Below are 26,431 nucleotides of genomic sequence, written 5' to 3' on the forward strand. Positions count from 1 at the left end.
TAGGTAATGCTTACCTATGTTGCTCGAACGGACGCCGACCGCAGCTCGTGCCCCGCGTACCGGCCGTTCCTGGCCGAGGTGCGACGGATCGTGCAACTGAGCCCGAGCTTTCGCCGGGTGACCTTCTCCGGCCCGGACTTCGACCGCTTCGGCACCGCCGGGCTCGACCAGCGGGTGAAGATCGTGCTGCCGTTCGCCGGTGCTGCCGGCACCGGCGCATCCGGGGCCTCGGCCTCCGGTGCCCCCGGCATCGAGGGCCGCTACGGCGACTGCGGCTGGTTCGACGACGACACCCTCGAGGCCGGCACCTGGTACCAGGCCTGGCGCGAGCTGCCCGAAGAGCAGCGCAACCCGTTCCGCACCTACACGGTGCGCGCCATCCGCGCCGCCACCGCCGAGGCGCCCGCCGAGCTCGACGTCGACTTCGTGGTGCACGCCGGCGCCGACGGACACACGGCGGAGGGGCCCGCATCCGTGTGGCTGGAGACCGCCGCCGTGGGCGAGGAGATCGTGATCGTCGGCCCCGACGACCTCAGCCTCGACTACCGCGTCGGCCTCGACTGGCACCCCGGCGAGGCGATCGACTACCTGCTCGCCGGGGACGAGACGGCTGCGCCCGCCATCGCGAGCATCCTCGAGTCGCTGCCCGCCGGCACGCGCGCCCAGGCCTTCCTCGAGGTGCCGCACGCCGGCGACCGCCTGCCGATCGCGGTGCCGGAGGGTGCCGACGTGACGATCACCTGGCTCGCCCGCGACGACGACGGAGACCCCACCCTGCTCGAGGCCGTGCGCACCTGGACCGAGACCAACCGCGACCGCCTCACTCCCGCCCTCGCCGCCCAGGCCCAGGAGCTCGCCGACATCGACGTCGACGTCGAGATGCTCTGGGATTCGCCCGACGACGCCACCGGCCGTTTCTACGCCTGGCTGGCCGGGGAGTCCGCCGTGATCAAGCTGCTGCGCCGCCTGCTGGTGAGCGAGATCGGCGTCGACCGCCACCGCGTGGCGTTCATGGGCTACTGGCGGCTCGGCAAGGCCGAAGGGCAGTGACCACGGCCGCTCCGGCGGCGCCCGTTCTCGCGCGGCGACGGCTCACCCGCATCCTGGGCCTGCTCGGGATGCTCGTCGCCGTTCTCGTGGCCGTGGGGCTCAGCCTCTTCCTCGGCTCGCGCAGCATCGACCTGGCCGCGGTTCTGGAGGCGCTCGGCGGGCGCACCGGCGACGCCGTCGAGCAGATGGTCGTGCTCGACCTGCGGGTGCCGCGCACCATCATCGGCCTGGTGGCCGGTGCCGCGCTCGGGCTCGCGGGAGCCCTGATGCAGGGCCTGACCCGCAACCCGCTGGCCGACCCGGGCCTGCTCGGCGTGAACGCGGGCGCCTCGCTCGCCGTGGTGACCGCCATCGCGGCGTTCGGGGTCACCGCCCCCTCCGGCTACATCTGGTTCGCCTTCCTCGGCGCCGCCGTGGCCGCCGTGCTGGTGTACGCCGTCGCCTCGGGCCGCAACGGCCCCACCCCGCTCAGCCTCACCCTGGCGGGCGCGGCCGTGACCGCGGTACTCACCTCCCTCATCACACTCGTGCTGCTGCGCGATCTCGACACCCTCGGCCAGTACCGCTTCTGGTCGGTCGGTTCGCTGGTGGGGAGGGATGCCGGCACGGCGCTCGGCCTCGCGCCCTTACTGATCGTGGGTGCCGTGGTCGCCCTGCTGCTCGGCCGCAGCCTGAACGGGCTGGCGCTCGGCGACGACGTGGCGCGCGGGCTCGGCCAGCGGGTCGGCCTCACGCGGGCGATCGCGGGCGCGGCCATCATCCTGCTCTGCGGATCGGCGACCTCGCTCGCCGGGCCTCTGGTGTTCGTCGGCCTCGTGGTGCCGCACGTCGCGCGGCGGATGATCGGGCCCGACTTCCGCTGGATCCTCGCGTACTCGATCCCGCTCGGCGCCATCCTGCTGGTGCTCGCCGACACCCTCGGGCGGCTGATCGCGCAGCCCGCCGAGCTCGAGGCCGGGATCGTGGTGGCCATCATCGGCGCACCCGTGCTGATCGTGCTGGTGCGCCGCGACCGGGCGGTGATCCGGTGACGGCCGCCGAGATACACCCGCCCGGCGGCGACGCCGCATCCGGTCACGGGCCCGACACGGGCGCCGCCGCATCCGACGACCGACGGATGCTCCGGACCGTGCGCCGAATCGGCCTCGCCCGCTATCTGGTCGTGACGGCCGTTCTCGTCACCCTGCTCGTGGTCTTCGCCGTCCTGGCCCTGATGCTGGGCGACCGGGTGATCGCGCCCGGCGACGTGCTGGCCGCGCTGTTCGGGCAGGGCTCGGGCGGTGACCGCTTCGTGGTGCTCGGGCTGCGCCTGCCGCGGCTCGCGATGGGCCTGATGGTGGGCGTGGCGTTCGGGCTCGCGGGGGCGGTGTTCCAGAGTCTGCTGGGCAATCCGCTGGCCAGCCCCGACATCATCGGCATCTCGCAGGGGGCCAGCGCCGCGGCGGTCGGCGCCATCCTCGTGTTCGGCCTGAGCGGGCTCGCGGTGTCGGTCGCGGCCTTCGCCGGGGCCATTCTCGTGGCCGCCCTGATCACGATCCTCGCCTCGCGCAACGGCGTGGCCGGCTCGCGATTCGTGCTGATCGGCATCGCGCTCGCCTTCCTCGCCCAGGCGCTGATCCAGTATCTCCTCACCCGATCCGACGTGCGCGACGCGCAGTCGGCCCTGGTGTGGCTGGTCGGCAGCATCGGAACCGTGCCGCCCGAGGAGCTCGTCTTCACCGCCATCGGCGTCGCCGTTCTCGCCCTGGGTCTCGCCCTGCTCGCCCCGCGGCTCCGGATGCTGCAGCTCGGTGACGAGACCGCCTCGGGCCTGGGGGTGCGCATCACCCGCACCCGGTTGCTGCTGACCCTGGTGGCCGTGGGGCTCGCGGCCGTCGCCACGGCGGCGGTGGGGCCGATCGCCTTCGTGGCCTTCGTGTCGGCGCCGATCGCCCGGCGACTGCTCGGCGGTACGGCGACCGCTCTCGTCACGAGCGCCCTGGTCGGTGCGGTCGTGGTGACGGGCGCCGACATCATCGCCCAGCACGCCCTGCCGAGCCTGCAGGTGCCGGTCGGCATCGTGACGGGCATCGTGGGCGCCCCGATCCTGCTCGGGCTGCTGGCCCGCGGCAACCGAACGAGAGGAACCGCATGAGTTCGCACGAGCTGCGCGCCGAGGCGCTCTCCCTCGGCTACGACGGCCGGCGGGTCGTCGACGGGCTCGACGTGGTTGTGCCCGACGGGCGCGTGACCGTGATCGTCGGCCCGAATGCCTGCGGCAAGTCGACGCTGCTGCGCGCGCTGGCGCGACTGTTGAAGCCCGAGGAGGGGGCGGTCACGCTCGACGGCACGGATGTGCACCGGTACCCGAGCAAGAAGCTCGCGACCGTGCTGGGGCTGCTGCCGCAGCAGCCGGTGGCGCCCGAGGGCATCACGGTGGCCGACCTGGTGGGCCGAGGCCGCTTCCCCCGGCAAGGGCTGTTCCGGCAGTGGACCGAGGAGGACGACCACGCCGTCGCCACGGCGCTGCGCTCCACCGACACGATCGGCATCGCCGACCGGCGGGTGGAGGAGCTCTCCGGCGGTCAGCGGCAGCGGGTCTGGATCGCGATGGCGCTGGCCCAGGAGACCGACATCCTGCTGCTGGACGAGCCCACCACCTTCCTCGACGTCACGCATCAGATCGAGGTGCTCGACCTGCTGCACGAGCTCAACCGCACACGCGGCACGACCGTGGTGATGGTGCTGCACGACCTCAACCTCGCCGCCCGCTACGCCGACCACCTCGTGGTGATGGCGCGGGGGAGCATCGTGGCCGAAGGAGCGCCCCGCGAGGTCATCTCCACCGAGATCGTGCGCACGGCGTTCGGGCTCGAAGCGCTGGTGATAGAGGATCCGGTCAGCCGCTCGCCGATGGTGGTGCCGATGGGGCGGTTCCACCGCAGCGCGGAATGACCTACGATGATTAGGTTAGGCTTTCCTAATCACAGCTCCCCTTCCCGACACTGGAGGACAACAGTGCCCAGAATCCGTCTCCGACTCGCCGCGGTCGCCGCGACGACGCTCGCCGCCGCCCTCGTGCTCTCCGGATGCGCGTCCGGCTCGACCGGCGCTCCCGCCACCGACGGCGCCTCCGGCTCCAGCGAGGCCGTCACGATCGAGCACGCCTTCGGTGAGACCACCGTTCCGGCCGACCCGCAGAACGTCGTGACCCTCGGCTGGGGTTCCACCGAGGCCTCCATCGCGGTCGGCGTCATCCCCGTCGCCATCCCGTTCGACTCCTACGCCGGTGACGAGAACGGCGTGCTGCCGTGGGTCGCCGAGGCGGTCGACGCCGCGGGCGCGGAGCTGCCCGAGGTGCTGCCCGAGTCGGCCGACGAGCCGCCCTACGAGGCGATCGCCGCCGCCGACCCCGACGTCATCCTCGCCGTCTACTCCGGCATCACGCAGGAGCAGTACGACACCCTCAGCCAGATCGCGCCGACCGTGGCGTACCCGGATGTGGCCTGGAGCACCCCTTGGCGCGACGTCGTCACCACCGTCGGCAAGGCGCTCGGCAAGACCGCCGAGGCCGGGCAGGTGCTGGCCGGCATCGACGAGGAGGTCGCCGCGGCGGCCGCCGCGCATCCGGAGTTCGAGGGCAAGACCATCGCCGCGGTCTGGGACCTCGCCGGAACCTTCTACGTCTACAAGCAGGCCGACCCGCGGGTGGAGTTCCTGTTCGACCTGGGCTTCGAGAACGCCCCGGCCGTGGATGCGCTCGCCAACGGCGACTCGACCTTCTTCTACACGCTGAGCTACGAGCAGCTCGACCAGCTCGACGCCGACGTGGTGCTGAGCTACACCGACACGCAGGCCGAGGCCGACGCGTTCCTCACGGCACCGCAGACCTCGGTCATCCCGGCCGTCAAGTCGGGCCACGTCGCCTCGCTCGTCGGCACGCAGTACATCGCCGCGGTCTCGCCGCCGAACGCCCTCTCGCTGCCCTGGGGGCTCGACCAGATGGTCGACGCGCTGGCGGCCGCCACGAAGGAGTAGTGCCGGCTGCTCTGTGCTAGCTGCGAAAGAGCCCTCTCGCCTTCGGCGAGGGGGCTCTTTCGGTCGCGCCGGTCCCTGCCCGGCGCGAGGCGACATGTTCGCGTGCGGTCGCTTCGCGGCCACGCGCTCACCCTGGGTCGTCGGGTACGGCCTGAGACCGGGATGCCGGCGGGGGTTGTGCGTCGAAAAAGCTGCAAATTACGGGGAGCGGGGCCGTATACGGGGTCGGTGTGGGTGAAATGCAGCTTTTTTCGACGAGCTACGCCGTCGTCGGCGCGGTCGCGCTGGAGACGTCTGTCGCGTTCTCCGTCGGGCCGGACTTGGGGGTGCGCTTGCGCACCTCGCGGAGGACGATCTGCTCGGGGCAGACGGTGGAGAGGAAGTCGCCGACCGAGAGCGCGAGACGCTCGCCGACGAGGGAGTAGAGGATGCGGTTGGCGTCGCGGCGCTCGGTGACCAGGCCGGCCTGGCGGAGCACGCCGAGGTGACGGGAGATGGTGGGGCCGGAAGCGTTGAAACGCGAGGCGATCTCTCCGGCGGCGAGCTCGCCATCCTTCAGATCCTGCAGGATCTGCCGTCGGGTCGGGTGGGCCAGGGCGGTGAAGATGTCGGAGGCTGCATCTGTCATGTTTGCAATCTAGCACAAGAGCTAATTACAGTGTAGCTTCGTTGCTAATAAGCGAAGGAGAGACATCATGCGGGTAGCGATCACCGGGGGAACCGGATTCGTGGGGCGGCACCTCGCCGAGCGGCTCGGCGCGGAGCAGACGGTGATCGTCTCGCGCCGCACCGGCGTCGAGATCGACGACGTGGACGCGCTCGCCGCAGCGTTCGCCGGCTGCGACGCCGTGGCGCACTGCGCGGGCATCAATCGCGAGATCGGCGGCCAGACCTTCGAGCGCGTGCACGTCGCCGGCACCCGTGCCGTGATCGAGGCCGCACGGCGCGCCGGGGTGAAGCGCATCGTGATGCTCAGCTTCCTGCGCGCCCGGCCGGACTGCGGATCGGCCTACCACGAGACGAAGTGGGCCGCCGAAGAGCTGCTGCGGCACTCGGGCCTGGAGTACACCGTGCTCAAGGCCGGCATGATCTACGGCCCGGGCGACCACATGGTCGATCACGTCACCAAAGCGGTGCGCACCCTTCCGGTCTTCGCCACCGTCGGTTACCGCGAACGCCTGGTGCGGCCGGTCCCCATCGAGGATGCGGTCGACGTGCTCGTCGCCGCTCTCGAGGGCCGGATCGCCGAGCCCACCGTCGCGGTGATGGGCGCGGAAACGCTCACTCTCGGCGAGGCCGTGCGCCGCATCGCCCGCGTGGCCGACCGACGGCCGGTCTTCTTCCCGGTGCCGGTGTGGAGCATCCGTGCCCTCGCCCAGCTCACCGAGTGGACCATGCGCACACCGCTCGTGGCGAAGGCCCAGGCGACGATGCTGGCCGAGGGCGTCAACGAACCCCTCCCGTACGCCCCCGAACTCCCGGAAGCGCAGCGCCCCGCCCGCCCCTTCACCGAGGCCCGCATCCGCGCAGCCCTCCCCGCAGGCCCCTTCACCCGAGCCGACCTCCGCCTCCCGATAGCCTGCCGAGTCCCCAGGGCAGCACCCGTCTCAGCGCCCCCGGTCTGAGCCCCCCCCGGGTCTGAGCGCACGAAGTCTCAGGCCGTACCCGACGACCCAGGGTGAGGGCGTGGCCGCGAAGCGACCGCACCCGAACATGTCGCCTCGCGCCGGGCGGGGACCGGCGCGACCGCGAGAGGCCCCTCGCCGCAGGCGAGAGGTCTCTCGCGCAGCTAGATAAACAAGCGTTCCTCGTCGAGCTTGTAGCCGCTGATCTTGCGGTACAGCGTGCTGCGGGAGATGCCGAGCATCTCGGCGGCCAGCACCTTGTTGCCGAAGCAGCGGATGAGCGCGTTGATGATGCCGTCGACCTCGAGCTGCTCGAGCATGGTGAGGTCGCGGCGGCGCGAGTAGGCGGCGATCGCGGGCGGAAGCTGGTCGATCGTCACCTCGGTGCGCCGGCCGAGCGCGAACACGCCGCGCATCACGGAGTCGAGCTGGCGCAGGTTGCCCGGCCAGGGCGCCCGCGAGAGCGCCGTGTAGGCGCCCTGGGTGTAGCTGATGCTCACCGCCGAGGCGTACTTGCGCTCGAACACGTGCAGCAGGCTGCGCATGTCCTGCTTGCGCTCGCGCAGGTTGGGCATGTCGATGCGGCCGACCGCGATCAGATCCAGCAGCGCCTGATGCCCCGAGCCGAGCGCTTTCGATCCCTGTGCCCCGGCCGTGCCGAGCACGAGCCCGCGGGCCAGCAGCGCGGGGGAGGCGGCGAGCAGGTCGGCGACGCGCTGGGCATCTGCATCCTCCAGGCCGTCCAGGTGCCGGAAAACGATCGGGGTGCGCCCCTCGAGCGCGGCCGTCAGCCCGGCGAACCAGGTCTCGGGATCGCGGTGCGAGTCCTGCCCCTCGAACACGAGGGGTGTCTGCCGCGGGGCCACCCGGTCGAGCATGTGGCGCAGCAGCGTGAACTTGCCGGTGCCGGGTGCCCCGAACACCACGACGGGCAAGGATGCGCGCATCGCCGACTCCGCCTGCTCGCGGGCGTACACCCAGGCCTGGCTGGTACCGGGCAGCGAGTCGGCCAGCGGCGGCCAGTTCGCCGAGGCCGGCGCCGGTGTGATGGGGATCAGTGGCTCGGTATGGATCTGCTGCACCACCTCCACGATCGCGCCGATCATCTCGTCGTCGAACATCACGGCCGAACAGGCGAGCTCGGTGATGGCCGACTCGGTCTCCAGTCGAACGGTGCTCTTCGGGCGCGCGGCCGAGATCGACTCGGACACGATCATCCACAGCGTCGACTTGTCGATGTGGTGCAGGTACTCGCTCGCCGAGGGGTTCTCCATCAGCAGGTCGCCGCCCACCACGGCCACCGCCCGGCCGAGCCGTGAGGCGCTGAGGAAGGCGTCGAACAGCACCCGCTCGCGCATGCTCGAGAGGTTCACGAGCTGGCGCCCCACCTCGCGGGCGGCCTGGTTGATCAGGCTGGGCAGGATGGGACTGGCATCCTGCACCAAGGCGGTCAACGTCACCACGCCCTCTGACCGCCCCGTGATCGGGTTGTGGATGGGCGCTCCCACGCAGGCGAAGTCGGTGAGCACGTCGGCGATGTGCTCGGCTCCCACGATCATGCCGGCCTTCTTGTCGGCCGCGGGGGTGCCGATGCCGTTGGTTCCCACGAGCTCCTCGGCGCCGGAGTGTCCGGGCACCGATCCGACCCGTTCCAGGCGCCGGGCCAGGTTCTGGTTCGAGATCCAGGTCTCCAGGATGCGGGCGTGCCGGTCGGCCACGAGCAGGCTGGCGTTGCTCATGCCGAGCTCGTCGGCGAGGTTCGTGAGGATCGGCCGGGCAGCGCGCAGCAGCACCGAGTCGCTCACGATCGGGGATTCGAACGGCAGTCGGCCGGAGCGGCTGGGCGAGCCGAAGCCGCGGGATCGCTTCCACGATTCCAGCACGATCGGCCGAACGAGCTGCTCCATCCGGAGGTCGAGTTTGCCGTCGTTCAGAAAGGTGTCGCGCAGATCATCGAGTCTCGGGTTGGAGGGCATGACGGGATACTCCTTGCATTGAACACATCGTTGGGATCAATAGCGTCGCGAGGGCACGCGGGTGACTCATTACAGCACGCGCGCGGGGCTGTGTCGCTGGTCCGCTTCTTGCATTTTCGTCTCGATCCGAAGGCGCCGGGGCGCAGTGTCCCGTTATGACACAGGATCCCGAAGCGGCTTCCGGCGGTGGGAGAGGATGCTCGCACCGACAAGCCCAAAGGAGGGTTGCGAGTGTCAGAGCCGAACGCGCACCAGGTGGCCTCGCCCCGTCAGCGCATCTCGTTCCGGTGGTCACCGCTCACGGTGATCCTGATCGCCAATGTGCTGCTGGTGCTCTATCTGCAGCTGATCGCCGGGCAGAACCTGTTCGAGCCGCGCACGATGTCGACCCTCACCCCGCTGCTGGGCGTGATGGTGCTGGTGGGCCTCGCGCAGGCCTTCGTGATCGGCACCGGCGGCATCGACCTCAGCATCCCGTCGGTGATCACGCTGATGGGCATCATGATGCTGCGCGAGTCCGGCGGCCAGAACGACCAGCTGCCGAAGGCGCTGCTCGTGGCGGCGATCGTGTGCATCGTGATCGGTCTGGTCAACGGCCTGCTGGTGGAGGTGCTCGGGCTGAACGCCCTGGTCACCACCCTCGCGACCGGCCAGCTCATCCTCGGCGCCACCGTCATCTACCGCGAGGGAGCGCTCAAGATCACCAAGGTGCCCTCCGACCTCTCGTCGTGGGCGCAGGCCAACGTGTTCGGCGTCAGCTTCATCCTGATCGTCGCCGTGGTGCTCTCGGCGCTCATCCTGCTGTTCGTGCGCCGCATCACCACCGGCCGCCGGCTCGTGCTGGCCAGCGCCTCGTTGCGCGCCAGCCAGCTGACCGGCGTGCGGTTCCTGTCACTGCGCGTTCTGGCCTGGGTGATCGCCTCGCTGATCGCCGGCGTCGGCGGCGTGCTGCTGGCGGGCCAGCTCTCGTCTCCCGACATGTCCTCCGGCGGCCCCTACCTGCTGCTCAGCATCGTGGTGGTGGTGCTCGGCGGCGCCGTGCTGACCGGCGGCCGGGTGGGCCCGTTCGCCACCCTGCTGGGTGCGACCTTCATCATCCTGCTCGACCACGGCCTCGCCGTGCAGGGCTTCTCCACCGGGGCCCGCACGCTCGTGCAGGGTCTCGTGCTCGCCCTCGGCCTGGCGGGCGTCGGACTGCTGATGCGGCCGCGCACCTCCAAGGCCAAGACGACGGATGCGGCACCGCCGGCGCCACCCGCCGCACCGGCCGACCCGGCTCTGCAGAACGCCTGAGCGCCCCCCGCCTCCCCACGACCTGCACCACCCCCTACCCGCACCGACCCAGAACCAAGAGAAGGAAGAGGAATCCGATGGCCACATCAATCCGCGCCCGCCGAGCACTGTCGCTCGGCGCCGCCGCAGTCGCGATGGCGCTGCTCGTCGCCGGCTGTTCGTCCGGCGGCGACGCCGGCAGCACCGAGTCGGCCGGCATCTCGATCGACACCTCGTTCGACGCCGACCCCACCGCCACGCAAGACCTCGTCAACCTGGCGTTCGGGGTCGACACCCCGGTCGACAGCCTGCCTGCCGAGGCCGTCACCGGCTTCGAGCGCGCCACCGCGACGCTCACCGACGAGCAGGTTCAGACCGCGCTGGACTGCTGGAAGCAGCCCGAGTGCACGATCGGCGACGGCCCGGTGCACATCGGCATCTTCAACGCCGTCGACAACCTGTGGCAGACCACCGCCGTGATGGACATCATCCTGCAGGCGATGACCTACCCCGAGGTCGGCAAGATCTCGTACTCGTTCGTGGCCGACCTGCCCTCGGCCCAGGCCGCGGTGCGCAGCCTCGCCGCCGGCGGCGCGAACATCATCATCGGCTACAACGCGTTCGGAGCCGCCATGGCGCCGGTGTTCCAGGAGGCGCAGGCCGCCGGAGCGGTCGTCGCCACCTACACCGGTGAGACCCCCGACGTGGAGGGCGACGTGATCAACAACCAGGTCTACGCCGAGGCCTGCGACGCCGGCACCGGCATGGGCGAGGTGACGTCGAAGGATCTCGGCCTCACCAGCGCCGACCAGATCGCGTTCCTGTTCGGCACCCCGGGCAACCCCCAGGACACGATCGTGACCGGATGCCTCGACAAGTCGCTCACCGAGCTGAACGGCCCGAAGGTGGGCTTCCAGCAGGACACCGACTGGTCGCGACCCGGTGTGGCCGCAGCCGCCTCGGCACTGATCGCCTCCGGCGTTCCCGCACAGGCAGTGCTGAACACCTACGCCGACCCGATCCCGCAGCTGATCAGCGCCTACGACCAGGCCGGCGTGCAGGTTCCCGCGATCCTCACCTGGACCGAGCAGAACGAGCTCTTCGGCATCTGGGAGAAGCGCCTGGGCACCGACACGGAGTTCCCGCTCTACTACACGAACGCGCTGGTGAACCAGGCGCGGCTCGCGACCACGAACGCGATGAGCATCCTGGCCGGCGAGGACATCCCCGCCCGCACGGCGCTCCCGCTGCCGCTGATCAAGGCCGAGAAGGGCATCTACCAGGCCGACCTGCCGGGTGACTTCCCGGGCTTCAGTGCCCTCATCCCCGACAACGTGATGGCCGGGATGCTCGAGTAACACCACCACCGAGGATGCGGGGTGTCGCGATAACGGCGCCGCCCCGCATCCGCTCTCCCAGAACACCCCCCCCACGAACACCCTCCACTCCACCCACCGCTCACGACCACGGGGAAGCGCTCGATGACTAGTTCGACCGACGAGATGTCGAAGACCGACAAGCAGACGACCGAGGTCGTGCTCTCGACCGAGGGCGTCAGCAAGCAGTACGGCCCGGTGCTGGCGCTCCGCGAGATGTCGCTCTCGGTGCGCGCCGGTGAGGTGCGTGCCCTGGTGGGCGAGAACGGATCGGGCAAGTCGACGTTCGTCGGAATCGTCAGCGGCACCGTCGTTCCCAACACGGGGACCGTGACGGTCGCCGAGCAGTCCCTCTCCAAGCACCTGCCGGTCGAGTCGCAGACCGCCGGCGTGCTCACCGTCTTCCAGGACGGCTCGCTGCTGACCACCCTCACGGTGGCGCAGAACCTCTACATCGGCACCCCGGCCGCGCAACGCCCGAAGTACGGCGAGATCGCCGGCTGGGCCGCCGGGCACCTGGCCGAGTACGAGCTCGACCTCGATCCCCAGCTCAAGGTGGCCGCGCTCGCGCCCGGCGACCGCCAGATCCTCGAGATCGTGCGCGCCGTGATGGCCAAGCCCCGGCTGCTGCTGCTGGACGAATCGACCTCGGCGCTGGATGCCAGCGGTGTCGACAAGGTGCTCGACCTGATGCGGCTGGCCGCGCTGCAGGGGTCGGGCGTGCTGTTCGTCACCCACCGCCTCGCCGAGGTGTTCCGCGTGGCCGACACCGTCTCGATCCTCCGCGACGGCCGCTTCGTCGGCACCCATCAGGCCCACGAGGTGTCGCCGCAGCAGATCGTGGAGCTGATGGCCGGCACGAAGGTCGAGATGGAGTTCCCGACGCGTGCACCGCTGGACGCCGGTGCGAAGGAGCTGCTGCGCGCCGACGGACTGAGCGGCGAGAAGTTCGGACCGGTCGACCTCACCCTCCGTGCGGGCCAGATCCTCGGCATCGCCGGCGCCGACGGCAACGGGCAGGGCCAGTTGCTGCGGGGTCTCGCCTCGCTCGGCGTCTCCGGCGGCAGTGTGACCTCGCTCGGCAAGGCCCTCAAGAGCTACCGCCAGGCTACCCGCGACGGCATCGTGTTCCTGAGCGGCGACCGCAAGAACGAGTCGCTCTTCCAGGCGCTGTCGATCCGCGAGAACATGACCTCCGGCGTGCTCGGCAAGATCTCGACCGCGGGCCTGGTGAGCGCTCCCGCCGAGCGCCGCTTCGTGAAGAAGCAGATCGCCGACTACGGCATCCGTCTCGGCACGCCCGCGGACCCGCCCTCTTCGCTGTCGGGCGGAAACCAGCAGAAGATCGCCATCAGCAAGGCGCTCGCCACCGAGCCCAAGGTCTTTCTGATCGACGAGCCCACCCAGGGCGTCGACGTGCGCTCCCGGATGGACATCTACCGTTTTCTCCGCACCGCCGCCGACTCCGGCAGCGCGGTCGTGATCGTCTCCTCCGACGCCTCGGAACTGGCCGGCGTCGCCGACCGGATCATCGTGATGTCGCGCGGCCGGATCATCGAGGACATGCCCGGCCTCGGCTCGAACGAGGAGAGCATCGTCGGCGCCTTCGCCGTGGAGTCCCGCGTGGTGGAGGGCGACGGCGAGCCGGTGTCGGATCCGGTCACCGGGGTCGACGACGTGGCCGTCGCATCCGTGCCCGAGGCCGAAGTGCAGGCCGCGGTCGCCGCCGGCCGCCCCGTGCCCGTCGCCGCCGGCGCGAAGAAGACGCGGCTCCCGCGCTGGGCGCGCAACGAGGAGACCACCCGGCTCGTCGTGCTCGCGCTGCTGATGCTCGCCATCGGCGCGGTGACGGCGGCGCAGAACCCTACCTTCCTCAGCGAGCTCAGCCTGAAGAACGTGCTGCTGATCGCCACCCCGCTGACCGCGGTGGCCATCGCCCAGTACTTCGTGCTGCTGGTGGGCGGCATCGACGTGTCGGTGGGCGCCACGATGAGTCTCAGCGTGGTGGTGATGTCGTATCTGGTGCAGACCGGGGGCGTGTTCCCGAACATCGCGATCGCGATCGGCGCCGCGATCGTGCTGGGTGTGGTCGTGGGCCTGATCAACGCCTGGCTGGTCGAGCGGATGAAGCTCTCGGCGGTCATCGCCACCATCGCGACCCTCGGTATCGTCACCGGTGTCGCCCTGACGCTGCGGCCCACTCCGGGTGGCGCGATCGACTACCAGATGATGAGCGCGATCACCCGCAGCATCGGCATCTTCCCGATCGCGCTGCTGGTGCTCGCGGTGCTCGTGATCATCGGCGACATCCTGCTGCGCCGCACCGGATTCGGTCTGCGGGTGCGCGCGGTCGGCATCAACGGGCTCTACGCGAACCGGCTCGGCATCCGTGCCAGCGCCATCCGCGGGGCCGCCTACGTACTCTGCGCCGTGCTCGCCGCGATCGCCGGCATCCTGCTCGCCGCCCAGGTGGGCATCGGCGACGCCTCGGTGGGCGAGATCTACACGCTGCTCGCGATCGCGGCCCCCGTGATCGGCGGCGCGAGCCTCCTGGGTGGGCGTGGCACGCTGATCGGCGCGCTGCTCGGTGCGGTGATGCTGGCGCTGCTGATGACGCTCGCCACGGTGCTGCGCATCTCGCAGGGCGTGAACCTGCTGTTCATCGGCGGCATCACGCTGATCGCCCTGCTCACATACGTGCTGCCGCTGAAGGGGCGCAACTCGGTGCGCTGAGTCCTGTCACAGCCGTCACAGAAGGAGTCACCCATGAAGGTCGGCGTCTACGTGTTCGCGACGGACCTGGATCCGGATCCGGGCCCGCTCGCCCTCGAGATCGAGCAGCGCGGATTCGACAGCCTGTTCTTCCCCGAGCACTCGCACATCCCGGTCGCGCGGGCGACGGCCTACCCCGAGCAGTACGGCGGGGGAGTGCTGCCCGACTTCTACAAGCGCACCTACGATCCCTTCATCTCCTGCGCGTTCGCGGCCGCTGCCACCACCACGCTGCAGGTGGGCACCGGGGTCACTCTGCTGGCGTTGCGGGATGCGGTGCACGTGGCCAAGACGGCGGCCTCGATCGACCGGCTGAGCGGCGGCCGTTTCGCGTTCGGCGTGGGTTTCGGCTGGAACCGCGACGAGTTCGCCACCCACGGCGTGCACTTCGGCACCCGGCACCGCAAGGTGCGCGAGCAGGTGGCGGCGATCCGCACGCTCTGGACGGAGGACGTGGCCGAGTTCCACGGCGACTTCGTCGACTTCGAGCCCAGCTGGTGCTGGCCGAAGCCGGTGCAGCAGCTTCCCCCGGTCTACCTCGGCGGCAGCGGTCCGCTCACCATGCGGCACGCGGCCGAGTGGGCGGATGTCTGGTACCCCACGCCCCCGATGAGCGACCCGCACCTGACCGACGCGCTGCCCCGGTTCCGCGAGCTGGTGGCGGAGGCGGGACGCGATCCGGATGCCGTCCCCGTGGGCATCGCACCGGGATCCTGCGACGCCACCGACCTCGAGGCGTATCTCCGCAACGGCGTGGCGCACGTGAACATCGCGCTTGTGGCCGACACCCCGGCCGCGCTGATGACCCGCCTCGACGAGCTCGCCGCCCTTCGAGTCGAAGTGCTCGGCCACTAGTCCGTGTCTTCTGATGCTTGGGACCAGTTGGTGATGGCTCGGAGGATGGCGTCTCGTCGATAGGTATGGGCGAGTGTGTCGTAGGGGGCCGCGATGGCCCGACGTTGAGTGACGGCAAAGTCCAGTTCGACGGCGTTGCGTGCCTTGTTGTCGACCTCATCGAACTCTGGTGAATTTCAGCTGACCCAGGTGCGATCAGGCTCTTGCAGACTCAGCCATGACCATCGTCGGCAAGCGCGAAGCGCGCGGCAGCCCCGCACGGTTCGGTGTCCGGAGGCTTGGCTTAGCTATGGGCTGCCGCGCGCTTCGCGCTTGCCCTCGATGACCGTGCCCGGTTCAGGGAGGTGGGCGCGCGTGATTAGGCGGCTGGGCGTTGGGTGGTGCGTCGGCGGGTGGTCGGGATCGGCGTCTGCTCGATATCGATCCACCTCGGCGGGATGAGGTGGGGCACACCCGTGAGCATGGTGAGTTTCCAGGATGACTTGTGCAGGTGCGAGTGATGGAAATGGCAGAGCAGGACACCGTTGTCGATGTCGGTGCGTCCCGGTGGATGATCGGCCGAGACCCATTCGTCTGCGTGGTGGGTTTCGCAGTAGGACGGTGGCCGGTCGCAGTTGGGCCAGACGCATCCGCCGTCCCTAGCTGCGAGCGCCCGGTTCTGAGCGGGGCTGAAGAGGCGTTCTGTCTTACCGTGGTAGAGCACCGCACCCCGGTCGTTGAACAGCGTCACGGCGGTGGGGGAGCTGCAGCGCAGCTGCGCGATGGTGGAGGCGGGAACGGGTTCGTCGATGCCGTCAATCCACCCGACACCACGGCCCGTTTCGAGGTTGTCGAGGGTGATGTGGACGTTGAGGGTGGTGGTGGCGCCGTTGAGGCGGGGCATGTCGGGGGCGCCGGCGGCGCGGGCGATGAGTTCGGTGATCGTGTCGGCGTTCTTCTGCGCCTGCGTGCGAATATCCGCGGTAGCGGTCTGCGCCACGTATTCGTCTTCGGTCAGGAACCGCGGCCCGCCGGAGGGTGATCCTGCAATGCGGGGGCTTTGCATGGCCTGGATGCTCGCCAACCACACCGCGCCCTGCTCGGGGGTGAGGGCGAACCGGCCGCGAATCATCCCGTCACTGGCCTGGCCGATCGTGAGGGAGCGCTGCTGCTGGAGCCGCTCATCCCGAGGCTCCGCACCGTCAGGGTCGATGACCTCACGCAAATGAATGGCAAGCCGGGAGGTCTGATCGGCAGTGAGATGGTTCGTGAGGGTCTCGTCGACGAGGGTCTGCTCGGCACTGGCCACAACCTCGGGGGAGCATCCGCGCTCCGTCAGTTCGGAGCACCGGGTCACGATGATCGACGCCGTCTCGACCCCGAGAACGCCGCCGTCGAGGGCCTGGGCTACGGCCGGGAACGGGGCAGGCCCTTCACCGCCACCCAGAAGCACCGCACCGCGCAGTTTGCGCCCGATCTCGAGGCGCGTCTTGCTCTCCCGCACCGAGGTGCCGGTGACGGTTGAGACGAGCTTGACCGGGCTGGTGAAGTTCTGCGACCTGCTCAACCCCTCATCGCCGAGTTCGCTGCGCGACCGCACCCCGACCTCACCGGCCACCCGAACCTGCCCCGCCGAGAGCACCCGCCCTGCCGCCTCGAAATCGGCCATGACCTCCAGCACCTCGTCACCGCTGAGCCCCGCCAGCCCCGCGCAGATCTTGCTCACGACACCGCGAAGATCGGCGGTGATCTCCGGGAGTTCAGTGGCTGTCTGCATACTGAGATTCTATCAGAAAGACCTGATGAAAGCTCGAATAATTTCAGGCGGGTGCGTGCCCCGGTGTGCGTGAACCGGACGAGCCAGAGCCCCCGCCTCCCATCCCCGCAGCAACGCCGGTAACGCCTCTTCGGACCTGGCTCGGCGCCTCTTCCGAGGGTGCAGCGCGATCAGAAGATGATGCGGCGGTTCACCAGGTCGTCGGCGACGGCGCCCAGGCTGAGCTGGTGGCTTCGGGCGTACTGGCGCAGCACGCCGAAGGCCTCGTCGGGGGAGATGCCGTGGGTGTGCGCGAGCACTCCCTTGGCCTGCTCGATGACTACCCGGGAGTTCAGCGCCTTCTGCAGCTGATCGCGCACCGCATCCGTCTCGCGGAGCGACCGTTCGTGCAGGATGCCGATGGTGGCCACATCGGCGAGGGCCTGTGCCGCCATCAGATCGCCCGGTGCCAGCACGTCACTGCTCGCGCGGAAGAGGTTGAGGGTGCCGATCACGCTCTCGCGTAGCCGCATCGGGATGGCCTGGACCGACGCGAACCCTTGCTCGTGCGCGGCCTCGCGGAACCGGATCCACTCCGGGGGCGCGTCGGCCACCACGACCGAGACGGCCTCGCCGGTGCGGAAGCACTCGATGCACGGGCCGGCCTCGGCTCCGAGCTGCATGACCTCCACCAGGCGGCTCTCCTCGCTGGTGGAGACCATCAGCTCGAGCTCGCCCTCCTCGTCGGCCAGCAGGATGCCGGATGCCTCGACGTCGAGCACGCCGTCGCAGATCTCGACCAGGGTCTGCAGCAGGTCGACGATGTCGTAGTCGTCGACGAGCGTGTCGGCGAGGGTGGCGAAGGCCTCGATCAGCCGCTTGTCGCGGAGTTCGCTGCCCGTTCCTGGTTCGCTGCTCATGCGTGGTCCTCGATGCCTGCGTTGTCGAATCGGAAGCCGAGCCGCCCCGCCAGCACGTCCTCGGCCACCTCGCGCATGCTGCGGGATTCGGCGAAGGCATGGCCACGCAGCACGAGTTCGGCCTCGCCGGGCGAGACGCCCAGCTGGGCGATCACCATGCCCGTGGCCTGGTGCACGATGCGGCGGGAGAACCGGTCGGTGCGCGGAGCCTCGCCGGCGTCGGCCACGAGCGCGTCGAGCGAGCGCCGCAGCACCTGCCGGCCCACCACGGCGACCAGCGCACCGGCCTGCTCGGACTGGTCGCGGGTGAACTCGCGGGCTCGTGCGGAGTAGAGGTCCACCGCCCCGATCTTCAGCCGGCCGACGATCATCGGAAAGGCGAAGATCGCCCCGACGTCTTCGCGCAGGGCGGCCTCGGAGAACGCCGGCCAGCTGTGGCGGGGATTGTGGCGCAGGTCGGGCTCGAGCACCGGGCGGGCGGTGCGCAGGGCATCCCAGCACGGCCCCTCGCGCAGATCGAACTGCAACTCGTCCAGCCGGGCCACCGTCGGGTCGCTCGCGGCGATCGTCTCGGACGCCAGAAGCGGGCCGAGGGTGGCGACCGCGGCACCGTCGATCGGGAGAGCGGCCACGAGCGGATCGGCCAGCCCGGAGCCGTCACCGGAGAAATCGCGCAAGACGGCGAGCGCTCGTGCAAAGGCGTCGGTCATGCTTGAACCGTAGTCGCCCGCGAGAACGGATGTGCGCTCTCGAGACCGGTCCAGGCACGCACGGCTCAGAACTCGAACTCGTCGAACACGAGCTGGTGCTCGTCGAAGGAGCCGTAGGGTGTGAACGCCGATCCGTCGTCCGGCCCGCCGCTCACCAGCTCCCGGGTTTCCAGACGCACGGCGGCCGACGGGGTGATCAGCAGCGAGACCGAGGTGTGCGCCGACGTCTCGAAGTCCACGAACGCGGCCGGCCCGCCGGCGGCCTCGAGGATGCGGCGTCTCAATCCGTCGACGTCGGCATCCGGAGGGAGTACGAACTCCTGGGAGCCGAAGTGCAACCTGACGACCTGCATGCAGAACTCCTCGAACGCGCGTGAGTCCCGAGGTCTGGGGGAGACGGTGCGGCACCGCCCGGTGCCTGTCTTCCACGATACGCCCCGTCTCCGCTCGAACGGCATTCGAACCTCCCGGGGCTCTCGCGACCTGGTCGCGTCCCGCCGAAAACCGCCCCCACTCCGGAGAATGGGGGCGGTTCTCGGCGACTCGCGAGGTGGGGCGAGGGTCAGTCGCGCGGGTTCTTCCAGCGCGGCCGGTCTTCGCGCTTTGCGGAGGAGCCGAAACGGTCGGGCTTCAGCTCGATCAGCTGGCCGCTGATGCGGGTGTCGCGCAGGCGCTCGAGGGTTCCGGGCGGCAGATCGGCCGGCAGCTCGACGAGCGAGAAGTCGGGCCGGATCTGGATGGCGCCGAAGTGCTCGCGGCGCAGGCCCCCCTCATTGGCGAGGGCGCCCACGATCTGGCGCGGGTCGACCTTCTGCCGCTTGCCCACCGAGATGCGATAGGTGGCCATCGCGCCGCCGGCCGGGCGGCTGCGGCGCTCCGGGCGTTCGCCGCGGTCGCCGCGATCTCCCTGGTAGCCGCCGCTGCGGTCGGAACGGTCGCCGCCGCGGTCGGATCGGTCCGAGCCGCGGTCGTCGCGGTCGAAGCGCGCGCCTCGCGCCGCATCCGGTTCCAGCAGCAGCGGGGTGTCTCCCTGCGCCACCACGGCCAGCGCCGCGGCCACGTCGGCCTCGGGCACGTCGTGGTGCGTCACATAGTGCCCCACGATGTCGCGGAAGACCTGCAGCTGCGCCGGATCGGCCAGCGCCGCCGTGATCGCGTCGTCGAAGCGGGTGAGGCGGGTGGCGTTGACGTCGTCGACGCTCGGCAGCCTCATCTCGGTCAGCGGCTGGCGGGTCGCCTTCTCGATCGAGGTCAGCATCCGTCGCTCACGGGGCGTCACGAAGCTGATGGCGTCGCCCGAGCGGCCGGCGCGGCCGGTGCGGCCGATGCGGTGCACGTACGACTCGGTGTCGATCGGCAGGTCGTAGTTCACGACGTGCGTGATGCGCTCCACGTCGAGACCGCGGGCCGCGACATCCGTCGCCACCAGGATGTCGAGCTTGCCCGACTTCAGCTGGTTGACCGTGCGCTCGCGCTGGGCCTGCACCACGTCGCCGTTGATGGCGGCGGCGGCATAGCCCCGGGCGCGCAGCTTCTCGGCCAGCGTCTCGGTCTCGTTCTTCGTGCGGGTGAACACGATCATGCCCTCGAAGTTCTCGGTCTCGAGGATGCGGGTGAGCGCGTCGACCTTCTGCGGGTACGACACCACGAGGTAGCGCTGGGTGGTGTTCACCGAGGTCGTGGTCTTGCTCTTGACCGTGATCTCTTCGGGGTCGTGCAGGTACTTGGCCGAGATGCGGCGGATCTGCGCGGGCATGGTGGCCGAGAACAGCGCCACCTGCTTGTACTCGGGGGTGTCGGCGAGGATGGTCTCGACATCCTCGGCGACGCCCATCTTGAGCATCTCGTCAGCCTCGTCGAGCACCAGGTACTTCAGCTCGGTGAGATCCAGCGTGCCCTTGTCGAGGTGATCCATGATGCGGCCGGGCGTGCCCACCACGATGTGCACGCCGCGTCGGAGCGCGGAGAGCTGCTGGCCGTACGCCTGGCCGCCGTAGACGGGCAGCACGTGCACACCCTTCAGGTGCGCCGCGTACTTCTCGAACGCCTCGCAGACCTGCAGGGCGAGCTCACGCGTGGGCGCGAGCACGAGGGCCTGCGGGGTCTTCTGCGCGAGGTCGAGGCGGGAGAGGATGGGCAGCGCGAACGCGGCGGTCTTGCCGGTTCCGGTCTGGGCGAGGCCCACGACGTCGCGGCCGGAGAGAAGAGGGGGGATGGTGGCGGCCTGGATGGCCGAGGGGGTCTCGTAGCCGACGTCCTTCAAAGCCTTGAGGACGGCGGGCTCGAGGCCCAGATCGGAGAAGGTCTGCTCGGTGCGGGGAGATTCTGTCTCGCCCGGATCGGCGGTTGCTGATGAAGCCATCCTCTTACGGTAGTCGTCGCGGGTGCGCGCGGGCGCGGAAACACCGGTTCCGGGCCCGGATATGCCCGGATCCGTGCCTGATTTCCCGGCGAACGGCCCTCGCCACTAGCGTTGCAGGGTGACCGACGAGACCGAAGTCCTGCCAGGAACCACCGATCACAGCCGAGCGCGCATCAGCGGCGAGGTCGACCGTGATCTGCGCGCCGACATCAGCCTGCTCGGCTCGCTGCTCGGCCGCGTGCTCACCGAGGCGGGCGGTGACGACCTGCTGGCGGATGTCGAGAACCTCCGCGGCCTCGTCATCCGCGCCTACGAGCGCGACCACGACGCCTCGATCGAAGACGCCGAGGCGCTCGTCGAGTCGTTCACCCCCGAGCGCGCCGAGCAGGTCGCCCGCGCGTTCACCTGCTACTTCCACCTCTCCAACCTCGCCGAGGAGCACCACCGCGTGCGCGTGCTGCGCGCCCGCTCGGCCGCGGGGCCGGCATCCGTCAGCACCGACACCCTCCCCGCCGCTCTCGAACGGATGCGCGAGGAGGTCGGCGCCGAGGCGACGGCCGAGCGGCTGCAGGGCCTGCGCTTCCACCCGGTGCTCACCGCCCACCCCACCGAGGCGCGCCGGCGGGCGGTCGCCTCCACCATCCGCCGCATCAGCGAACTGCTCGATGCGCGGGTGCCCGCCGATCCCGCCTCGGCCACCGGCGCCGAGAACGAGCGCCGCCTGCTCGAGCAGATCGAGGTGCTCTGGCGCACCTCGCCGCTGCGCACCACCCGCCCCACCCCGCTGGACGAGGTGCGCACGGCGATGTCGATCTTCGACCAGACGCTGTTCCAGATCGTGCCGCAGGTGTACCGCCTGCTCGACGACTGGCTGCTGGGAACGGATGCCGGGGTCGCCGAGGCGAAGGCTCCCGCCTTCCTGCGCCTGGGCAGCTGGATCGGCGCCGACCGCGACGGCAACCCCTTCGTCACGGCGAACGTCACCAAGGAGGCGGCCGCGATCGCCGCCGAGCACGTGCTGCTCGGCCTCGAGCACGCCGCCACCCGCATCGGCCGCACCCTCACGCTCGACGAGTCCGAGACCCGGCCCGACGACGCCCTCCGCGCGCTCGCCGCTCGCCAGGAGGAGCTCGCGGCATCCGTCACCTCGCAGATCGGCACCCGTGCGCCCAACGAGCCGCACCGCCGGGTACTGCTGGTGATCGCCGAGCGGATCGCAGCCACCCGCCGCGGCGACGAGGCCCTGGCCTATGCCGACCCCTCGGCCCTTCTCGACGAGCTGCGGATCGTGCAGAACTCGCTGCGGGCCGGTGGTGCCCGGCGCAACGCCAACGGCGAGCTGCAGAACCTCATCTGGCAGGTGCAGACCTTCGGCTTCCACCTCGCCGAGCTCGAGGTGCGCCAGCACTCGAAGGTGCACCGCGAAGCGCTCGCCGATGTGAAGGCAGGGGGCGCGCTCGCCGACATGACGATCGAGGTGCTCGAGGTCTACCGCACCATCGCGTACCTGCAGAAGCGCTACGGCGTGGATGCCGCCCGCCGCTACATCGTGTCGTTCACGCAGTCCTCCACCGACCTCGCCACCGTGTACGACCTGGCCGAGGCGGCACTCGGATCGGCCGAGGCCGCGCCCGTGCTCGACGCCATCCCGCTGTTCGAGACCTTCGACGACCTGCAGAACTCCACGCGCATCCTGAGTGAGATGATCGAGCTGGCGCCCGTCAAGGCGCGGCTGGCCGCCACAGGCCGCAAGCTCGAGGTGATGCTCGGCTACTCCGACTCCTCGAAAGATGTGGGGCCGGTGTCGGCCACGCTCGCGCTCTATGACGCCCAGTCGCGGATCGCCTCGTGGGCGAAGGACAACGACATCGTGCTCACGCTGTTCCACGGGCGCGGGGGAGCGCTCGGGCGCGGGGGCGGTCCGGCGAACGAGGCCGTGATGGCGCAGCCGCCCGGATCGGTCGACGACCGCTTCAAGCTCACCGAGCAGGGCGAGGTGATCTTCGCGCAGTACGGCGACAAGACCATCGCGGCGCGCCACATCGAACAGATGGCCGCGGCCACGTTGCTGGCCTCCTCTCCCGCGAACGAAGAGGCGAACCGGGCGGCCGCCGACGAGTTCGCGCCCGTCGCCGCGACGATGGACGAGGCATCCCGCACCCGCTTCTTCGAGCTCGTGAAGGCCGAGGGCTTCGCGCCCTGGTTCGCGCAGGTCACTCCGATGGAGGAGGTGGGCCTGCTCGCGCTGGGTTCCCGCCCGGCCCGCCGCGGGCTCTCGGTGTCGTCGCTGGAAGACCTGCGCGCCATCCCGTGGGTGTTCGCCTGGACGCAGGCCCGCATCAACCTCACCGGCTGGTTCGGGCTCGGCACGGCGCTCGCCGCGGTGGGCGACGAGGCGCTGCTGCGCGACGCGTACCGGCGCTGGCCGCTGTTCACCTCGATGATCGACAACGTCGAGATGTCGCTCGCGAAGACCGACCTGCGGATCGCGGAGCGGTATCTCGCGCTCGGCGATCGTGCCGACCTCGCCGCGCTCGTGCTCTCGGAGATGCAGCTCACCCGCGAGTGGGTGCAGCGCACCAGCGGGCACGGCGAGATCCTCGACGACAAGCCGGTGCTGCAGCGGGCCGTGCGCCTGCGCAGCCCCTACGTCGACGCGCTCTCGCTGCTGCAGCTGCGCGCGCTCCGTTCCGTGCGCGCCTCCGGCAGCACCGACCCGCAGGATGCGCCGCACCGGCTCCTCCTCCTCGCCGTGAACGGCGTCGCCGCGGGCCTGCAGAACACGGGGTGACCCCGGGTGCGGCCTCAGGCTGCGCGAGTAATCTGGGGAGTCCATCATGAGTTCACTGTTTCTCCGATCTGCGCAGAAGGGCCCCGGGCGTCGCCCGTGGGGCCTGCCGCTCGCGCTGTTCGCCGGAGTCTCGGTGTTCGCACTGACGGCGCTCACCGCGCTCGCGCCGCCGCCGCAGAGCACCGCGATCGCCTCGGGCGATGTCGCCGGCATCGGCTCGCAGACCCTGTCGGTGACGGCGGATGCCGGCCAGCTGGTGGTCACCCGCGACCGCTACCAGGCCACGGAGGGCGTCGAGTCGTTCATCGCCGGCAGCACCAACGAAGACTGGGCCAAGCTCGTGCTGATGCTCGCCGGATTCCCGGTGAGCGACTCCAACGTCACCGTGATGCTGCGCTGGATGCGCCAGGAGAACGGCCCCGACGACTGGTGGAACCGCAACAATCCGCTGAACAACGGCTGGGGCTCCGGCGGCGGCAGCGGCCTCGGCAGCTACGACACCCTCGTCACCGCGGCCGAGAACGTGGGGAACGCGCTGCACGGCAACTCGGGCTATTCGGCGATCGTCGCGGGCTTCGCCGCATCCGCCCCCACCGAACAGATCGAGGCCGCGATCTGGGCCTCGCCGTGGGCGAGCAGCCACTATGCGAACGGTTCGCACTGGTCGTACACGGCCGTGCCGGTGATCGCCTCGCCGGCCGGCACCTGGGGCTGACCCGCCCATCCTTCCTGGGGCCGGCGGTGGCATGCTGGTCCCATGCTCACCGGACGCCAGATCCCCGACACCCACATCTTCGAGATCGAGTACGCGGGCGGCCTCGAGGCCGCCGAGTTCGAGGCGCTGCGCGGCGACCTCGAGGCATTCCTCGACGCCAACGACCCAGCCGACCTCCTGGCGGTCTACGGTGACGTCGAGCTCACCAAGATCGAGCCGAAGGCCCTCTGGGAAGACCTGCGCTCGGCCGGCCTGGAGAAGAAGGTGCGGCGGGCCGCTCTGCTGACGGATGCCGGCTGGCTCGCCACGCTGGCCAAGGCCGGCTCCCACTTCATCCAGGCCGACGTGCGCGTCTTCGGCCACGCCGAGCGCGACGCCGCCCTGGAGTGGCTCAAATCGTGACGTCCTGCCCGACCGAGCCCGGCCGGGTCAGACGCCGATGTCTTCGTTCCAGAGGGCGGGCTCGGCCGCGATGAACTCCGTCATCATCGCCACGCACTCCTCGCTGTCGAGCACGACCACCTCGACGCCGCGCTCGCGCAGGTAGTCCTCGTTGCCGTAGAAGGTGCGGTTCTCGCCGATGACCACGCGCGGGATCTTGTAGAGCAGGATCGCGCCCGTGCACATGTCGCAGGGCGACAGGGTGGTGACCATCGTCGCCCGCGCGTACGTGCTGGCCGGCAGCCGGCCCGCGTTCTCGAGGCAGTTCGTCTCACCATGATGGATGGGGCTGCCATCCTGCACCCGGCGGTTGTAGCCGGTGGCCAGCGGCTCGCCGTCGACGATGAGTGCGGCGCCGATCGGGATGCCGCCCTCGGCACGGCCCCGGCGGGCGGCGGCGATCGCGAGGTCGAGGTGGGCGGAGTCGGTGGGGCCGGAGGCGGCGGTCGTCATGGTCCGAGTCTCCCACGGAGGGGAGCGATGCCCCGGATTCGGATGCTGTCGGCGGTGTCGCGTAGCGTTGAGGGCATGTCGAATCCTCTCCGCACCGGCGTTCTGGGCTACGGCCTGGGCGGCCAGGTCTTCCACGCGCCGCTGATCGCCGCCGATCCCGCCTATGCCCTCACGACGATCGTCACGGGCAACCCCGAACGGGCGGCGCAGGCGACGGAGCGGTACGGGGCCGATGTGGTGGTTCCGGATGCCGACGCGCTCTTCGCGCGCGCCGGGCAGCTCGATCTGGTGGTCATCACGAGCCCGAACGACACGCACGTTCCGCTCGCGCACCGCGCTCTCGACGCCGGTCTCGACGTGGTGGTCGACAAGCCGTTCGCGCTCACCGCCGCAGAGGCGGGCGAGGTCATCGCGCACGCGGATTCCGTGGGCCGCCGGGTGGCCGTGTTCCAGAACCGGCGGTGGGACGGCGACTACCTCACCGTGCGGGCGCTCATAGCCAGCGGCGAGCTCGGCGAGGTGCGGCAGTTCGAGTCGGCGTTCGAATGGTGGAAGCCCGAACTCGGCGCCAAGCAGTGGAAGAACGAGGCGACGCCGGCCGAGGGCGGCGGCATCCTCTACGACCTCGGTCCGCACCTGATCGACCAGGCGCTGCAGCTGTTCGGCGAGGTGGACGTCGAGGGTGGGGGCGTGTACGCCGAGCTGGATTCGCGCCGCGAGGGCGCGGTCAACGACGACGACTCGTTCGTGAGTCTGACGCACCGGAGCGGCGTGCGCTCCCGCCTCTGGATGAGCGCCGTCTCGCCGGCGAACCGCCCGCGCTTCCGGGTCGTCGGCTCGCGGGCGGTGTTCGAATCGTGGGGCCTGGATCCGCAGGAGAACCAGCTGCAAGACGGCGTCGGCACCGACGACCCGGCGTTCGGCCTGAGCGAGGAGAACCCCGTCGGCGTGCTGCGCGCTCCCGGTGAAGCGCGCGAGGTCGTGCTCGAGCGCGGTGACTACCCGGGCTTCTACCGCGCCCTCGCCGAGGCGCTCCGTACCGGCGCCCCGCTTCCGGTCGACCCGCGCGACAGCGAGCAGGTGCTCCGCATCATCGAGCGGGCCCACCGGGGCTGACGCGGGCCGCTTCCGCGACCCGGCGCCCGCCGGAGCGGTCCGATCAGGACCCGGATCCGCCGTCCGCCGGCTGCTCGCCCGATCCGCCGTCCGGAGTGCCGCTGGGCGGCGTCGGAGCGTCGGTCGGCGGGACAGGAGCGTCGGTCGGCGGCGTCTGGGCGTCCGTCGGCGGAGTAGGTCCGTCAGCGGGCGGAGTGGGTGCGCTCTCGGCGCCCGGCTGCGGAGCGATCGGGGCCGCACCGGCG

General features: G+C 70.4%; 22 protein-coding genes and 1 pseudogene. 14 read left to right on the top strand and 9 right to left on the bottom strand.

The genetic code is table 11. The annotated features are described in order from the left end of the window. Positions 1-6: 6 nt before the first annotated feature. From Q0D75_RS13425 to Q0D75_RS13445, 5 genes are all read left to right on the top strand, one after another. On the top strand, positions 7-1,050 hold the full coding sequence (locus Q0D75_RS13425) for a siderophore-interacting protein (protein WP_291054233.1): 1,044 nt from the start codon (positions 7-9) through the stop codon (positions 1,048-1,050). After that, entirely contained in the window at positions 1,047-2,081 is a 1,035-nt protein-coding gene (locus tag Q0D75_RS13430; protein ID WP_291054234.1) for an iron chelate uptake ABC transporter family permease subunit, read from the top strand. The genes Q0D75_RS13425 and Q0D75_RS13430 overlap by 4 nt, the downstream gene beginning before the upstream one ends. Then, on the top strand, positions 2,078-3,184 hold the full coding sequence (locus Q0D75_RS13435) for an iron chelate uptake ABC transporter family permease subunit (protein ID WP_291054236.1): 1,107 nt from the start codon (positions 2,078-2,080) through the stop codon (positions 3,182-3,184). Before Q0D75_RS13430 ends, Q0D75_RS13435 begins: the two co-directional genes overlap by 4 nt. Then, entirely contained in the window at positions 3,181-3,984 is an 804-nt protein-coding gene (locus Q0D75_RS13440) for an ABC transporter ATP-binding protein (RefSeq protein ID WP_291054238.1), read from the top strand. The genes Q0D75_RS13435 and Q0D75_RS13440 overlap by 4 nt, the downstream gene beginning before the upstream one ends. A 63-nt stretch (positions 3,985-4,047) precedes the next feature. After that, entirely contained in the window at positions 4,048-5,067 is a 1,020-nt protein-coding gene (locus tag Q0D75_RS13445) for an iron-siderophore ABC transporter substrate-binding protein (RefSeq protein ID WP_291054240.1), read from the top strand. Between the two features lie 259 nt (positions 5,068-5,326). On the opposite strand, the gene Q0D75_RS13450 is transcribed toward Q0D75_RS13445, so the two are convergent. After that, positions 5,327-5,695 carry a metalloregulator ArsR/SmtB family transcription factor gene (locus tag Q0D75_RS13450; protein ID WP_291054242.1) on the bottom strand — a complete coding sequence of 123 codons (369 nt, stop codon included), beginning with the start codon at positions 5,693-5,695 and terminating at the stop codon, positions 5,327-5,329. Between the two features lie 67 nt (positions 5,696-5,762). Between Q0D75_RS13450 and Q0D75_RS13455 the strand changes: the two genes are divergently transcribed. After that, positions 5,763-6,692, top strand: coding sequence for an NAD(P)H-binding protein (locus Q0D75_RS13455; RefSeq protein WP_291054244.1), 930 nt, complete (start codon positions 5,763-5,765; stop codon positions 6,690-6,692). Positions 6,693-6,856: 164 nt separating this feature from the next. Here the strand turns inward: Q0D75_RS13455 and Q0D75_RS13460 are convergent, their stop codons facing one another. Then, on the bottom strand, positions 6,857-8,668 hold the full coding sequence (locus Q0D75_RS13460; RefSeq protein WP_291054245.1) for a helix-turn-helix domain-containing protein: 1,812 nt from the start codon (positions 8,666-8,668) through the stop codon (positions 6,857-6,859). 231 nt (positions 8,669-8,899) lie between these two features. Between Q0D75_RS13460 and Q0D75_RS13465 the strand changes: the two genes are divergently transcribed. From Q0D75_RS13465 to Q0D75_RS13480, 4 genes are all read left to right on the top strand, one after another. Continuing rightward, positions 8,900-9,961: an ABC transporter permease gene (locus Q0D75_RS13465; protein WP_291054247.1), complete on the top strand. Its 1,062-nt coding sequence runs from the start codon at positions 8,900-8,902 to the stop codon at positions 9,959-9,961. A gap of 77 nt (positions 9,962-10,038) precedes the next feature. Then, positions 10,039-11,298, top strand: a complete 1,260-nt coding sequence (locus Q0D75_RS13470) for a substrate-binding domain-containing protein (protein ID WP_291054249.1) — start codon at positions 10,039-10,041, stop codon at positions 11,296-11,298. 123 nt (positions 11,299-11,421) lie between these two features. Next, a complete protein-coding gene (locus Q0D75_RS13475; protein WP_291054251.1) occupies positions 11,422-14,049 on the top strand; it encodes an ATP-binding cassette domain-containing protein in 2,628 nt (875 codons plus the stop codon). A 33-nt stretch (positions 14,050-14,082) separates the two neighbouring features. Further along, the gene (locus tag Q0D75_RS13480; RefSeq protein ID WP_291054253.1) at positions 14,083-14,943 is read left to right on the top strand and encodes an LLM class F420-dependent oxidoreductase; all 861 of its coding nucleotides are present in this window, start codon (positions 14,083-14,085) and stop codon (positions 14,941-14,943) included. Between the two features lie 358 nt (positions 14,944-15,301). Here Q0D75_RS13480 and Q0D75_RS13485 read toward each other — a convergent pair whose 3' ends face one another. The 5 genes from Q0D75_RS13485 to Q0D75_RS13505 form a co-directional block, all read right to left on the bottom strand. Continuing rightward, positions 15,302-16,699, bottom strand: a complete 1,398-nt coding sequence (locus Q0D75_RS13485; protein ID WP_291054255.1) for an HNH endonuclease signature motif containing protein — start codon at positions 16,697-16,699, stop codon at positions 15,302-15,304. A 170-nt stretch (positions 16,700-16,869) separates the two neighbouring features. After that, complete coding sequence (locus tag Q0D75_RS13490) at positions 16,870-17,598, bottom strand: GAF and ANTAR domain-containing protein (RefSeq protein WP_291054257.1); 729 nt, start codon at positions 17,596-17,598, stop codon at positions 16,870-16,872. Next, positions 17,595-18,308 (bottom strand): GAF and ANTAR domain-containing protein, encoded by a 714-nt coding sequence (locus Q0D75_RS13495; RefSeq protein ID WP_291054259.1) that lies wholly within the window; start codon positions 18,306-18,308, stop codon positions 17,595-17,597. Before Q0D75_RS13495 ends, Q0D75_RS13490 begins: the two co-directional genes overlap by 4 nt. A 65-nt stretch (positions 18,309-18,373) precedes the next feature. Next, positions 18,374-18,661 (bottom strand): hypothetical protein, encoded by a 288-nt coding sequence (locus tag Q0D75_RS13500; RefSeq protein WP_291054261.1) that lies wholly within the window; start codon positions 18,659-18,661, stop codon positions 18,374-18,376. A gap of 209 nt (positions 18,662-18,870) precedes the next feature. Next, on the bottom strand, positions 18,871-20,670 hold the full coding sequence (locus Q0D75_RS13505; RefSeq protein WP_291054263.1) for a DEAD/DEAH box helicase: 1,800 nt from the start codon (positions 20,668-20,670) through the stop codon (positions 18,871-18,873). A gap of 139 nt (positions 20,671-20,809) precedes the next feature. Between Q0D75_RS13505 and Q0D75_RS13510 the strand changes: the two genes are divergently transcribed. Genes Q0D75_RS13510 through Q0D75_RS13520 form a run of 3 tightly spaced genes read left to right on the top strand, consistent with a single transcriptional unit; the run spans position 20,810 to position 24,578 of the window. After that, positions 20,810-23,461, top strand: coding sequence for a phosphoenolpyruvate carboxylase (locus Q0D75_RS13510; RefSeq protein WP_291054273.1), 2,652 nt, complete (start codon positions 20,810-20,812; stop codon positions 23,459-23,461). A 46-nt stretch (positions 23,462-23,507) separates the two neighbouring features. Next, entirely contained in the window at positions 23,508-24,176 is a 669-nt protein-coding gene (locus Q0D75_RS13515) for a hypothetical protein (RefSeq protein WP_291054265.1), read from the top strand. 42 nt (positions 24,177-24,218) lie between these two features. Further along, on the top strand, positions 24,219-24,578 hold the full coding sequence (locus Q0D75_RS13520) for an STAS/SEC14 domain-containing protein (RefSeq protein WP_291054267.1): 360 nt from the start codon (positions 24,219-24,221) through the stop codon (positions 24,576-24,578). 27 nt (positions 24,579-24,605) lie between these two features. On the opposite strand, the gene Q0D75_RS13525 is transcribed toward Q0D75_RS13520, so the two are convergent. Further along, positions 24,606-25,070, bottom strand: a complete 465-nt coding sequence (locus tag Q0D75_RS13525) for a nucleoside deaminase (protein WP_291054269.1) — start codon at positions 25,068-25,070, stop codon at positions 24,606-24,608. Between the two features lie 75 nt (positions 25,071-25,145). On the opposite strand from Q0D75_RS13525, the gene Q0D75_RS13530 reads away from it, so the two are divergent. Then, positions 25,146-26,186, top strand: coding sequence for a Gfo/Idh/MocA family oxidoreductase (locus Q0D75_RS13530; protein WP_291054271.1), 1,041 nt, complete (start codon positions 25,146-25,148; stop codon positions 26,184-26,186). Positions 26,187-26,229: 43 nt separating this feature from the next. On the opposite strand, the pseudogene Q0D75_RS13535 reads toward Q0D75_RS13530, so the two are convergent. After that, a pseudogene (locus tag Q0D75_RS13535) lies at positions 26,230-26,431 on the bottom strand (hypothetical protein); the annotation flags it as partial.

This window comes from Herbiconiux sp. (genome assembly GCF_023264855.1).
GTDB lineage: Bacteria > Actinomycetota > Actinomycetes > Actinomycetales > Microbacteriaceae > Herbiconiux.

What these genes read in the sequence shown, in the direction of transcription:
- Q0D75_RS13500 (WP_291054261.1), bottom strand. Translation starts at nt 18,661, where the DNA reads ATGCAGGTCGTCAGGTTGCACTTCGGCTCCCAGGAGTTCGTACTCCCT.
- Q0D75_RS13495 (WP_291054259.1), bottom strand. Translation starts at nt 18,308, where the DNA reads ATGACCGACGCCTTTGCACGAGCGCTCGCCGTCTTGCGCGATTTCTCC.
- Q0D75_RS13530 (WP_291054271.1), top strand. Translation starts at nt 25,146, where the DNA reads ATGTCGAATCCTCTCCGCACCGGCGTTCTGGGCTACGGCCTGGGCGGC.
- Q0D75_RS13515 (WP_291054265.1), top strand. Translation starts at nt 23,508, where the DNA reads ATGAGTTCACTGTTTCTCCGATCTGCGCAGAAGGGCCCCGGGCGTCGC.
- Q0D75_RS13440 (WP_291054238.1), top strand. Translation starts at nt 3,181, where the DNA reads ATGAGTTCGCACGAGCTGCGCGCCGAGGCGCTCTCCCTCGGCTACGAC.
- Q0D75_RS13505 (WP_291054263.1), bottom strand. Translation starts at nt 20,670, where the DNA reads ATGGCTTCATCAGCAACCGCCGATCCGGGCGAGACAGAATCTCCCCGC.
- Q0D75_RS13520 (WP_291054267.1), top strand. Translation starts at nt 24,219, where the DNA reads ATGCTCACCGGACGCCAGATCCCCGACACCCACATCTTCGAGATCGAG.
- Q0D75_RS13490 (WP_291054257.1), bottom strand. Translation starts at nt 17,598, where the DNA reads ATGAGCAGCGAACCAGGAACGGGCAGCGAACTCCGCGACAAGCGGCTG.
- Q0D75_RS13475 (WP_291054251.1), top strand. Translation starts at nt 11,422, where the DNA reads ATGACTAGTTCGACCGACGAGATGTCGAAGACCGACAAGCAGACGACC.
- Q0D75_RS13450 (WP_291054242.1), bottom strand. Translation starts at nt 5,695, where the DNA reads ATGACAGATGCAGCCTCCGACATCTTCACCGCCCTGGCCCACCCGACC.
- Q0D75_RS13470 (WP_291054249.1), top strand. Translation starts at nt 10,039, where the DNA reads ATGGCCACATCAATCCGCGCCCGCCGAGCACTGTCGCTCGGCGCCGCC.
- Q0D75_RS13525 (WP_291054269.1), bottom strand. Translation starts at nt 25,070, where the DNA reads ATGACGACCGCCGCCTCCGGCCCCACCGACTCCGCCCACCTCGACCTC.
- Q0D75_RS13425 (WP_291054233.1), top strand. Translation starts at nt 7, where the DNA reads ATGCTTACCTATGTTGCTCGAACGGACGCCGACCGCAGCTCGTGCCCC.
- Q0D75_RS13455 (WP_291054244.1), top strand. Translation starts at nt 5,763, where the DNA reads ATGCGGGTAGCGATCACCGGGGGAACCGGATTCGTGGGGCGGCACCTC.
- Q0D75_RS13485 (WP_291054255.1), bottom strand. Translation starts at nt 16,699, where the DNA reads ATGCAGACAGCCACTGAACTCCCGGAGATCACCGCCGATCTTCGCGGT.
- Q0D75_RS13480 (WP_291054253.1), top strand. Translation starts at nt 14,083, where the DNA reads ATGAAGGTCGGCGTCTACGTGTTCGCGACGGACCTGGATCCGGATCCG.
- Q0D75_RS13460 (WP_291054245.1), bottom strand. Translation starts at nt 8,668, where the DNA reads ATGCCCTCCAACCCGAGACTCGATGATCTGCGCGACACCTTTCTGAAC.